At 49.3% G+C, this 11,207-nt stretch carries 11 protein-coding genes; all 11 read right to left on the bottom strand.

The window, feature by feature from the left end; translation table 11 throughout:
* Positions 1 to 17: 17 nt before the first annotated feature.
* The 11 genes from ACZ2XM_RS02820 to ACZ2XM_RS02770 all read right to left on the bottom strand — a co-directional run bounded on the left by ACZ2XM_RS02820 (position 18) and on the right by ACZ2XM_RS02770 (position 11,099).
* The gene (locus ACZ2XM_RS02820) at positions 18 to 563 is read right to left on the bottom strand and encodes a hypothetical protein (protein ID WP_490588542.1); all 546 of its coding nucleotides are present in this window, start codon (positions 561 to 563) and stop codon (positions 18 to 20) included.
* A 67-nt stretch (positions 564 to 630) separates the two neighbouring features.
* Positions 631 to 1,806: a hypothetical protein gene (locus tag ACZ2XM_RS02815; protein WP_490610514.1), complete on the bottom strand. Its 1,176-nt coding sequence runs from the start codon at positions 1,804 to 1,806 to the stop codon at positions 631 to 633.
* A 1-nt stretch (position 1,807) separates the two neighbouring features.
* Positions 1,808 to 4,960: a hypothetical protein gene (locus ACZ2XM_RS02810; RefSeq protein ID WP_490588347.1), complete on the bottom strand. Its 3,153-nt coding sequence runs from the start codon at positions 4,958 to 4,960 to the stop codon at positions 1,808 to 1,810.
* 9 nt (positions 4,961 to 4,969) lie between these two features.
* Entirely contained in the window at positions 4,970 to 5,935 is a 966-nt protein-coding gene (locus ACZ2XM_RS02805) for a hypothetical protein (RefSeq protein ID WP_490588348.1), read from the bottom strand.
* 8 nt (positions 5,936 to 5,943) lie between these two features.
* Positions 5,944 to 6,249, bottom strand: coding sequence for a hypothetical protein (locus tag ACZ2XM_RS02800; protein ID WP_490588349.1), 306 nt, complete (start codon positions 6,247 to 6,249; stop codon positions 5,944 to 5,946).
* 377 nt (positions 6,250 to 6,626) lie between these two features.
* Positions 6,627 to 7,043, bottom strand: coding sequence for a hypothetical protein (locus ACZ2XM_RS02795; protein ID WP_490588350.1), 417 nt, complete (start codon positions 7,041 to 7,043; stop codon positions 6,627 to 6,629).
* A gap of 21 nt (positions 7,044 to 7,064) precedes the next feature.
* On the bottom strand, positions 7,065 to 7,739 hold the full coding sequence (locus ACZ2XM_RS02790; RefSeq protein ID WP_490588351.1) for a phage adaptor protein: 675 nt from the start codon (positions 7,737 to 7,739) through the stop codon (positions 7,065 to 7,067).
* Positions 7,739 to 8,197 carry a hypothetical protein gene (locus ACZ2XM_RS02785; protein WP_490588352.1) on the bottom strand — a complete coding sequence of 153 codons (459 nt, stop codon included), beginning with the start codon at positions 8,195 to 8,197 and terminating at the stop codon, positions 7,739 to 7,741. The genes ACZ2XM_RS02790 and ACZ2XM_RS02785 overlap by 1 nt, the downstream gene beginning before the upstream one ends.
* Positions 8,198 to 8,281: 84 nt before the next feature.
* Positions 8,282 to 8,761 carry a hypothetical protein gene (locus ACZ2XM_RS02780; RefSeq protein WP_490588353.1) on the bottom strand — a complete coding sequence of 160 codons (480 nt, stop codon included), beginning with the start codon at positions 8,759 to 8,761 and terminating at the stop codon, positions 8,282 to 8,284.
* 11 nt (positions 8,762 to 8,772) lie between these two features.
* Positions 8,773 to 10,062, bottom strand: coding sequence for a N4-gp56 family major capsid protein (locus tag ACZ2XM_RS02775; RefSeq protein WP_490588354.1), 1,290 nt, complete (start codon positions 10,060 to 10,062; stop codon positions 8,773 to 8,775).
* A gap of 11 nt (positions 10,063 to 10,073) precedes the next feature.
* Entirely contained in the window at positions 10,074 to 11,099 is a 1,026-nt protein-coding gene (locus tag ACZ2XM_RS02770; protein ID WP_490588355.1) for a hypothetical protein, read from the bottom strand.
* Positions 11,100 to 11,207: the final 108 nt, after the last annotated feature.

The following is an 11,207-nucleotide window of genomic DNA, read 5'->3' as shown; positions in this document are numbered from 1 at the left end:
TGCCCTGGTGCATGGTGTTATAGCGTCAAGCTGATACGATAGCCAATCTCGTAGGTATCGTCGTTTTGGAATACGCGAGGGGCTGCATACTTGGTTGCGCTGATTAGAACGCCACTGGTGCCGCCACGTGAGCTGTTGGTTAGCATTGCCGCGCCTTGGACTGTTAGCTGCGATGCTGTCTTCATTGTCACCTTGGCAACGGTCGTCATGTTGTCAATGGAATTGGTCGTGGCGTTTGTTGGGTTCCACTTAGGGCGAGTGGCGTCTGAATAGCCCTCGGTCATACTGACAATCTCAGATGCAGTGCTGGCAAACGATGCTGCTGTCCAAGATGACTGCGGTGTTGCAGCAGCTGAGAATAGTGCTAGATAATAACCTGTAGGCTTAGGCGTGGTACCCAATGCTACGTTTAGGATATGGGCTAAGCCCTGATCGGTGATTAAGTTCTTTGTGGCTTTCCATTCACCACCGTTGATACGGTCGAAGTATTCGCCTTGGGCTAGGATGCCATGCTCGGGGAATAAGATGCCGTCATTGGTGATTTCGTACTCACCACTTTCCATAGACTGTGCTAGCTTTTGATTAAGGTCGGTCACGGTTATAGCTCCTTTAGAATTTGGTTAACCGTCGCTAGCTTACCAACGTCACCATTCTCCTAGCTAACCTTACAGTGGTGGAGGTGCTGGCGGTAATGCCGTCAAGCTTGCCTGCCTGAAACTCAACCATCTGACCCATGCTATTGCCGGCCACATAACCATTACTGGAAAGCCATACTGCAACCATATCGCCACCGGCTGATAACTCACCCACAACCTCACTATCAACCTGTACTGCGCTATCCGGCACTGGCGGCATTGCACTCTTGACCACCACTGACATATCGCTAGGCGATTGACCCTGTAGAAATAGCACGTGGTCAACTTGTCCGACCCATATGCCATCGCCCACCGGTTCAACAAAGGTTATCCGCTGCGGTGTCTGAATGAATCCGTGGCGCTCATCGTGCAAGTGATACGCTAGCGGCTCTGAGAACCGCAACACGTTACCTGTGGCTGTGAGCAATCGACCGCGCCAGTAGCTAAGATACTTACCGGGCTTCATTGGAGATAGGTGCTTGAACGCAGCGGCGCGGCCTAGCTTGTGCTCTTTGGCAAAACTAAACCCTGTGCTTGATGGGCTTCTGCTTCCTGCCAGCTGTAGGTCTGTGCCGCCAGGCTGTGTGCTGTATATATTAACTCGGGTGATTGTCGGGTCAGTAACCATTGGCAGGTTAATGCCGACCTCGCCATTGCCAACTCTAGCAAAGCTCGATAAGCCGGACTCAAGGTTTCCACGGCACCATGATATAGCGACGTTTCTAAACGGCTCTTTACTATCGCTAGGCGCTCCACCTGATGGTGGCGGAGGTGTTGCAATGGTCAGCGGCTCAGCGCTTACCCCATTGTAGATATAGAGCTCATGCTTGCTAGATACGCACACTTGGTTATTCAGCATGGTGTGATAAAGAGGTCCTGCGCCAATAGATGCTAAGACTTCGTGAGTCCATGCCCCAGGCGCAACCTTAACCCAGTCACCATCTAGCATAGCAAAGGTATCTTTGTGTAGTGGGCTTTGCCATAAGTAGCGATAGGGTGTGTCTGATACCCTGCCACCACTTGGCACCATGTCGAGCTTACCTGCTGGTGTGACGTTGGTGTTTACAATGTCACGGAAGTAAACGCCTGGCGCTTTGCCGCCTATGACTAGGCCGCTATCTTCTGTGGCGGTATTCATGCCGAAGCATGGAAATAGCTTTGTAATAGGCACGTTACCATGCTCCTTTTCTGAATTGTTCTGAGTTGCCGTCTGGCCGTATAAAGTGCTGTCCTAGTTTAACGCCATGCTGTCCAATTACTGAACCCTCACGACCCGGCACTATTATCTCGAATACTACGTCCTCTGGCAGCGTTGCATTAGATACCGTCATGCGACCACGGAAGTTGGATAACTCATAACCACTGGAGAACGCATTAAAGCCATCAGGCTGCAGCCCTCGAATCTTATGCCAAGCGGTAGTAGTGCCGAACACTAGCGAATCATAGCCACCTATCACTAGCGGCACGTGCTCACCTATGCGAAGCCCTTGCCACATAAACGGAGTGTCACGAGGTTTGGACAACCCCATCTGCAGACTATTGCTACCCATGGCGGACAGGTATCTTGTGAGGTTGCTGGCATCGTGACGGCCAAAAGAATTTGCTAGCAGTCCTTTTGGTGATATATATAAAGGCCCTAGATATGGCGGGCGATTGAAAACCGCTGTCCCAAAGACGTTATTATGAATACCGCTGAGCAAGCCGATAGACTGCGGCGTGAATGGTATTGAGGGAACTCCGAACCTTGACACTCTGAAAGAATCTGTTTTTATTATTCTCTTGCGTAGATCTAGCAAGGGCCTTCCAATGCGACTGCTTGGTTGATGCGTCGAGTCGGTCGGTCGAATGTGTCTAATACTACTCTCCACAACCGGCTTTCCGAGCCTAGCGCCAACTCCCTTGCCGTCAGCGTCTCCTACATAGTGCCTGCTTGTTCCTGATTTATGATTGTCAATCGCCTGTGGTGGCGCTTCCATTACCGCCCATATTGTATGCGGAGATAGCCTTGGCTTTCCTAGCGCTGTGCCTGAATTTATTGCGCCTGCCTTGGAAATGTAAGTCCTCTTGTTATACACAAGCGTATCGTTAGATATGTTGTGAATCGCAATACCAGAATCAATAATAATATGATTTGTTCGGATTGATAGTGCGCCAAACGACTGGGAGTTTATGGCATTCACGTAAAGAACATTTTGATTTAATCCAGGCCTGGGCAGCTGGTTGACTGGTGGTTTTATTCCATGCTCAACATCATTGCCCGATTCGTTATTAAGCCATACATATTGAGTGACATAGGGGTTTGTGCTTAGCCTTGTTAGCTTATGTCCTTGAGGTGCTGTTGTAGCAATCCAGCCACGAACAGTAATAGACTGCTTGGTGTCAGATATTTTATGCAGCCCAATTAGCGCCTGCCTATCACCACTAGCTACAAGCTCTCGCCACTGAGTTCTAATTGCAGTTATGCCAAACTCACTACTGTCGTGCCCACGAGTTAATAGCTCTGGCGTCAGGTTTTTCAGCGCTGGCGAACCAGGCTTCTCTCTGTGAACCCATTTAGGCGCAATGATATTAAAGTGTATTGATAGTGCCGGCTGCCCATAAGCTGAATCTTCATAGCCGCTAAGATCGATGTATTTCGTTAGGTTATCCACTACAGGGAGTCTAATGATCGCTGGCGCTATGGAATACCTAGCCTCAATACTGATAGCCCTTACTCGCTCAGCAACCATACCAAGGCCAAACTCAAGTGACTCAAAGTTTCCTATTCGATTGTAGTATCTCCTGGTGTTTACTATCTCGCAGCCACCGAACACTGTATGAGCAATGCCTGCCGGACTAAGGATTCGTGCCGAGTTACGGACAATGCCCCACGAACTCATACCTGGATAAACTATGGATTCTGGATTGATGTGTCTGATGCGATAGGCCGCCATGAGAGAGCCGTACTGCAAAAGCACATCACCTCTTGGCTGCAATAGTCTGGCGTTGTTCTGTATGTAGGTGTAACCGTGTTTTGAGTAGCTAAACCCAATGACACCAATCGTTTTATTTCTATTTTCTACTGATTGCCATTCAGACCACTTTGGTGGAACAAGTCCATCGTCAGGCACGAAGTAGTGGTTTATATACTGAGTTGAGTTGTAGGCTATATGCCAGCCCCATCTATCGCCAGGCTGCTGCCCAACACTAATAAACCCTTTCGGTTTTATGTAGTTCGTTCCAAGCTGCACGACTGGATTGCCATGAGCGCCAATAGCGCCTAGTGGGTATAACGTAGTGCTAAAAGGTGTAATGCGAGAGCCCCATAGCGTTGCCTCGTAGCCAATAGGGGTTATTATTATCTTGCGGCTGATTTTTTGGACAGCGTAAGGTGGTGGATTAACTGACGTTGGCAGCAAGAAGCGCACACCACGGCTAGCCCAAGACCCGCCAAATATTTCAGCAAAAGAACCAGCAGGAAAAACATAGCGAATTGCATCTGACACCCATGGACGGGCAACATACAAAGAGTCGTGAGACCTTGTTGCTACATAGGCGTTCCTTAGTCTTGCGATCACTGCCCCGTATTTTGAATGCGCAAGACCATCAAGATGTACATATCTATTTTTGTTAGATATGTTCGGCTCGCTAAAATTACTACTGCGAATACCGCGTGGTGCTAGCTCTGGCGGCTTAGTGACAGTCGGATAGCCAGACAGGTAACTATCAAGGGGTTTGGTGCGAACCTCCCTGTTTCTATGACTTACCATCTGAGTTGTAAACTCGGGAGCTGCAATACCCTTGATAAATACAGATGGCGTTTTGTTGTTTATTTGCGCATTGCCCAGAGTAAGTTTAGGCGCAATTCCTGATGGAGTTAATACTGATAGATTTAGCTTAATGCTAGGCACGCCAGCTCTGTTTCGGCGAAATCCTATTGGTTCTATCTCAAAACCCGAATCTTTCTTTACCTGTGGCGACGGAGTAGCGCCCAGTGAAACCACAGACCCATGCGCACGAGTTTTTAGCGTTGGCGTGAATAGTGTTGTCTGGTTGCCGTTCTTTGCAGCCGGGGATTTATACGCACCCGGACGGATTGCGCTAGGGTATAACTTTACATAAGCCAGGCGCACGCTTTGGTGTGAATCCTTTAGGCTGTCTGTGCTGACAATGCCCTCTGCGGATAGATAGCGAGTTGAGTTGCTCGCAGTTGCGCTTCCGAACTCTAGTGATGATGCAATGCCGTCAAGAGCAACAAAACTAATATCTTTATTGCCAAGCAAAAATACAAAGTCATGACTATCAGGTGGTGTATATCCACCCCTAAGCGTTGTATTTATTATCACGGCTATCCTTTATAGTGGCTGCATGGGGCCGTGAGCTATAGGCTCATAACCCTCCTTGCCAACCATGACAAGCTCATAGTTCCCTTGAGGGGCGTCAACGCTCCAAAATCCAGTCTCGGCATCTACCGCAACATCAAGTGTTGCTCCGTCGGTTTCTTTTTTTGTTGCCGCATCCCCAGACCAAGACCTCACTCTAACCACACTACCAGCCGTACCATCATCGTGCAAAAGCGTTCCGCTAAAGCCTCTGACTGAAACAGCTTCATCGTAAATATCAGATATGATTTCTGCGCTCAGTGCGACGTTTGGAATCAAGGCCATATGCTCCACAGCCAACCCCATCATGGATGAGTAGCCATCTAGGTTGTCCACCTCGGCTGATATCATAAGGTTTACGGGGGCTGTGTTGTAACTAATTTCAGCGTTAGAACTGGCGCTAGATATAGCTATTACTTGACCGTGGTTGTAAAGAGCGGTGATTTTTCCATCGTAGGTCAGCACTAACATATTGAAATCAGCATCCATGTTGACCGGACTTGATGTTGTTGCTGTTCTGTACTGGCCATCAATCCTGACATAAGCTATCAACCTGCCATCACTCAGCATTTCTATATTCCATCCGCCAAATTCTGTGCATGATACAAGTGAGCCTGCCATAACCTTTTTGGGTTTTGTGCAGGTCATTAGTACGGTGATAGCCTGCTTTGGCTGTATCAGGTCCTTTGTTGCCGCCTCGTAGCGAATCCTATATGCACACGAGCCCTCTTTGGTTCGCCCATTATCAACATCAAAAAACAGACCGCCACCAAATCCTCCGGCAGATGGAGTTATTGTCTTGCTTACTGGCTGCGGTTTAATGCCTCCAACCGCCTCATGCTTTATACTTGTGTTAGCAAGATTTTTAACTACGCCATTCTTATTAAACACAAGAAAAACCGAGGGCGAGTAAGAGAGAATGTTAGAAATAAAGCCCATGACAAATCCTATTTTTTAAGCATTCCTGTTGGCGTCTCGTTAGGCCAAAAGCCTTTGCTGCTATGCCACTCCGCATACTGCTCGTACAACTCAACATCACCCATCAGTGCAATTCGAGTCTGGACCCATGCGGTAACGGCATCGCCATTGGTCTGCCCTGACTGCTCGCAGGCGAACATTTGAAATGGCGGAAGGCTGACCACGCTAGGCCAGTCAATCCTTTTTTGCGGCTCACCCTCGCCCATGACACCATGAGCATTAAAGCCATTCACGCCAGCGATCTGAGTGGGCGGCTTATTGGTTTTAACTGTCACCTCGTAGCTCCTTGATTTTATTTTCGATGGCTGTGTTATTACCCATCACTCGTATTAAGCACCCTATTAATAAAGAGTGCTTAACGTAAGTTATTGATTTATAGTTTAAAAATTTTGTTAACGCCGTTGTCCCAAGTCACAATACCAAACGTTCAGAATGGCTCGCTAGTTCCATTCCCGTCCTTTGCAGGACTGCTGCATGTCGCCATGCAGAGCAGACTATATCATCGGCTATTTATCGTGGCAGCCGTTGCGCGCTTCGAGCCGCTTGGCCCTACTCCCTTTCGGGATAGTCGTTACACCTTCCTCGCATTGAGGCTTGGCACGGTATTGACTCAGAGAGTGTTCCACCGTTTTCACGCAATTCATTTTCAAGCTTATGCCACAGCTTGAAACGCACTATTATTCACAGCATCAAGGCTGTACGGGGCAATGTCCCCGCCGTTCGGTGTGATTGGGAGGCCAGTTGCGGTGTCTATGTAGGCGATAAGTGCACTGGTCGCTTCACTACCAGAGTCCACGTACAAGACAATGGCTTCGATAGACGCACCCGATACACTGGTGAACGTAACGTCTGCCGCATCTGCCGCACCACCTGTTGTTGCCTTGGCTGTCAGCGTCACTGGCCCTGCGATACGTGCAGACGATGAAATGTCTGACAGGTACTCATGGGTTCCGGTCTGTGGTGTATATGCGCCAGTATCAACAAGCAACACCTTGACGGTATCGGTCATCCAGTTAATCTGACCCTCTAGGAAGCGCTTACGCGCGGAATCGTATAACGTATTAGCCATGCTAATTACCTCTCTTGTGAATTAAACCCAAAATGGTTTGACGGTGTGTGGTACATCGTGGCGAGTGATACGCCGTAAGTCTGAATCAGGTCTGATGCCGAAGTAGTCCGTGAATTGCCCCTCGGCAATTGCAGCTCTGCTTGGATCAAGAACCTCTGCATCTGGCACGCTAAAAGCTTTGTGAAGCGCCCAGTAAATTAAATACTCATGGTGAATGGGATTAATCTCAGGCTCGTCCGTACCCAGCACCATAGGCGCAAGCGGCACACGATAGCCCTCTAGCTTGATGAAACCCGCGTCCCTTGGCATTGGCACTAGGCGAATGCTTTGGTCGTACTGGATGACGTATTCGGGCGTGCCGGCACTGGTGCGCCAGTCACTATGTAGCTCAGCAACGTCCTCTTGTGATACCTGGTACAACGTCTCAGGCCGATAGTCAGGCTCGACCAATGAGCGATGCAATCCGATATGTTCTATCTCATAGACCTTGTGCAGTGGGTAAACCGCTACATTAGGCAGCACTGGGATAACGCATACGTCTGGATTGGTGCAGTCGTGAATAAGGCGACCACGAATAGCCGCCTCCTTCTCCGCATCATTCAACCAGTCGGTAATGTCCTCGTCAGAGAATAGATACGGCTGCTCCATATCAAATGCAGCAACACGGAACTTGCGTATCAATTCAGATAAGGTCATTACGGCGCTCCAAACTGGTCAATCATGCCAATGACTTCTTGACGCAGATTTTCCTCAGACTTCGACTTATTGATTTTTTGCTGATACTTGCTCAGCGCAAAATCTTTAAGGGCGTCCTTATCCATAACGTTTACTTGGTCATACAAGGCTTGCAGTTCTTTCTGCTCGTCATCCTTGCTCTTATTCTTAGCTGTCTGCTCATCAAGCAGCGCTTGCGTATCGTCGCTAGCCTGATCATCATCCTTCGCTGCTGACGAATCCGCTTTATCGCCTTTGTCTTTCGCATCATCAACCGCCTTTTCAAACAGGTCTTCGTGACGTAAAAACTTGCGGGCCATATCCCAAGGGATAGTGCGCACTTGATTGCAATCAAAGACAAGGCCAGTGCGGTATAGCCGGTCGTGCCACGGCTCCCGTTTGCCAATGTACTTAATCGATACTCCATCTTGCTTGCTCATAGCTTCACTACTCCTAAAAAAATAGGCTAGCTGAAACCAGCCAGCCTATTTGCTTTATCGTTAATGTCTTATCGAGGATTGATGCTAGTTTGCGCCAGTCATCTCGCCTGATACCGTGACAGTAATGTCGGACGCCTTAGCGTTGGTCGCGCCAGCCAAGGTTAGAATCAACGTGGCAGGCTTAGGCAAGATAACAATCTTGCTGCCATCTGCACGAAGACGACCGGCAGTTGCCAGGTCAGCACCAGCAGCGATAAAGTATTCATCGTCTTGTGGCACGTCAGCATCATCTTCGCCGTCAGTGTAGGCAAAGCCTAAGCTGCCAGTGACGGTAGCGGTCATGCCAGTAGTGACGAACACTTGAGCGTCAGCCAAGCACCAGCCTTCAGGTAGCACACCAAGCTCGATAACGTCACCGGCTTTCGGTGCAGCTTCAGAGCTACCTGCGACTTTTCCATCAGCATTGGTCTTGACGTTAAAGCCCAGCGTGGTGGTATTGCCGTAAGGCGCGGTGTACGTGAAGAAGTTGGTGATAGTCGGCTTGTTAGTTGCGATAGTAGTCATATCTATAATCCTTATTTACCGCGACCGAAGGAATCAACGGCTGTATCAACAACCGTAATACCATAGTCAGTGAATTCATGGCCGTTGCCAGTGTCAACATCAAAGCGAATCTTAGAGACGCCACGAATAGCACCGATAAGCAGCTCGACTTTATCGCCGTGGTCAAGCTCTTTCTCAGACCAGAAGAATGGAATGCCGGAGTTCTTGGCAGCGCCCATAGCTTCAGCGATTGCCTGACCGCCCAAGATGAGCGAACGGTCAACCGCAAACTTCTCACCGAATGAGGTTGGCACTACTGCAGTAGCCTCTTCTTCACTGGTGTATGACGTGCAATACTGCATATCATCGCCTGCGTAGAAACGGATTGGGCGTGGCATCTTAATCATCAAGAAGCCATTCCAGATACCCGCTTGACCTTTGAATAGCGGATGACCAGCAGCTTGTGCGGCACGTGCTAGAGCAGCGGCTTGGAATTGACGGAACGCTGGGTCAGCGGCAAACTTGTTGTACTGAGCAGGAGATAGCATCCATACGCGAAGTGGGTCATCATCTGCCATTGAATCACCTTCAAACTTCACGATAGGTGGCGGCAGAGCGATTTGGTCCATCAATGACTTCATTGAATCAACCGTGTCCATCTTCAGCATGTCGGTCGTGGTGATATCAATCTCACCGGCGGTCTCGCTAAATTGCTGAATGCCATCGCCCATCGCTAAGTAGTGACGGTTCTTGGTTGGCGCCTTAACGCGGTTAACCATGATCTCGTTGAACTTAGGGTCATCTTTAGTAGGTACAACCCACTCGATGTTGTTTTGATGACCACGAGCACCGGCCATATGCACTAGCAATGACTGGTCAACGTACCGAGCCATTAGGTTTTCAGCGACCGGACGACCGACTGCACGGAAATCCACAGGCGAACGAATGGTGGTCATTGAGTCGCCCATATCGATTGGGAAACGTGCCTGGTTAACACGCAGCTTGTCAGTAGTGAATGACATGCCAGTACCGCGACCTTCAGCGAAGTTACTGCCCATGATTGGCTTAGCGCCTACTGGGTTAAGCAGCTGGAACGTGACTTCATCGCCAGTACCTTTGCCTAAGTCCTGGACTTGAACGATTGGCATATGCTGCGTGGTCTGCTTGCGTAGAGTTGCCTCAGCGCCTGCCGTGCCTTTTGGCATCTTGCCTGTGAGTTTTTGCATCGTGCCATTACGATGCATGTGGGTCGCAAACAAGCCAGCAGCTTGTACGACCATATTTTTCTTATCCCCATACGGGGCGTGGGTCTTGGTAGCCATCTATGCCACTCCTAGAGATTATTTAAGTATTGCTCGCGCTTTTCAGGCGACCAGTCCATCATTGTTTCGACCAAATCGGAAGCTGACATAGACTCCATTTGCTCGGTGATATTGGTTGCGCCTTTATGCCCACCAGGGATATCGCTTAGACTGGTCGGCACAGTAGGCGCGGTGTTCTTAATTGCCTCACGTGCCTTGGCTTTTAACTCGTCAGTCGATTGCTCGACCGGCTTATCATCAGCCTTGGCAGGTTCAGCGGTGCTAGTAGTTGATTGTTTGAAGTTATTGAACAGTTCAATAATTTGTCCGGCGGTGCCTTGCTGAATCACGTTGGTGATTGCCGCTTGAGCGTAAGACGGCTGCGCTGCCGCCCATTCGCCAAACTCACGACTCTCAACAATAGAGTCAGCATCATTGTGAGCATCATAGATAGCTTTCATGTGCGCTTCGGCAACACTCATTTCTTGCTGCTTATGCATAGGTTCAAGCGCGGCTTTGACACGCGCCTCAACTTGCTGGGCAACAAGCTCGTTGATGCCTTTTGCCAAGTCTTCCTCGGTAAAGTCACCAAAGAGACTGGCATCAGCGCCCTGCTCGATTGCATCTTGCACAAGCTCAATCTGCTTTTCATGCTGAGTCTTCTCAGTATTACTAGGCGTCTGGTCTTGCACAGCGGCTTTCATCGCAGCCAGCTCATCTAATGCCGCTTGCTTTTCCTCACGCTCGCGTACTAACACGTCATAAGGGATGGTGTGCTTACCGTCACGTGCCATGATTACCTTTTCTGCATCATCAACTGGCGCAGGTTCAGGAGTATCATCGGGCGTGCCGGCAGCTGCATCATCGGCAGGTGGCTCTTGCTCTACACTAGGCTCGGCCGCATCATCTGCATCGGTGTTGTCTGGCGTCTCAACACTATCCGTAGGTTCTACGGTATCGCCATTCATACTCATCTCTAAGTATTGCGCTGCCTGCTGGGGCGTCCAATCGCCGTCATTAAAGCTATTCTCAATAAATTCGTTACTATCAACTGTCATCTCTGTCCTTTACCCATGTCGGAGGGCTACCGTTAAAAAACAGGGTTTCGCCGCTTAGCGTGCGGCTTAAAGAGAATGTATAGTTATCAGGAAAGTTTGGCGAACCTT

The organism is Psychrobacter sp. CoH-33_TS_01 (assembly GCF_058189395.1).
This window is presented reverse-complemented; position numbering and strand designations above follow the sequence as displayed.

Excerpts from the sequence above, each read along its gene's own strand:
- ACZ2XM_RS02770 (WP_490588355.1), bottom strand. The coding sequence starts at position 11,099 with ATGACAGTTGATAGTAACGAATTTATTGAGAATAGCTTTAATGACGGC.
- ACZ2XM_RS02785 (WP_490588352.1), bottom strand. The coding sequence starts at position 8,197 with ATGAGCAAGCAAGATGGAGTATCGATTAAGTACATTGGCAAACGGGAG.
- ACZ2XM_RS02820 (WP_490588542.1), bottom strand. The coding sequence starts at position 563 with ATGGAAAGTGGTGAGTACGAAATCACCAATGACGGCATCTTATTCCCC.
- ACZ2XM_RS02795 (WP_490588350.1), bottom strand. The coding sequence starts at position 7,043 with ATGGCTAATACGTTATACGATTCCGCGCGTAAGCGCTTCCTAGAGGGT.
- ACZ2XM_RS02780 (WP_490588353.1), bottom strand. The coding sequence starts at position 8,761 with ATGACTACTATCGCAACTAACAAGCCGACTATCACCAACTTCTTCACG.
- ACZ2XM_RS02790 (WP_490588351.1), bottom strand. The coding sequence starts at position 7,739 with ATGACCTTATCTGAATTGATACGCAAGTTCCGTGTTGCTGCATTTGAT.
- ACZ2XM_RS02805 (WP_490588348.1), bottom strand. The coding sequence starts at position 5,935 with ATGGGCTTTATTTCTAACATTCTCTCTTACTCGCCCTCGGTTTTTCTT.
- ACZ2XM_RS02775 (WP_490588354.1), bottom strand. The coding sequence starts at position 10,062 with ATGGCTACCAAGACCCACGCCCCGTATGGGGATAAGAAAAATATGGTC.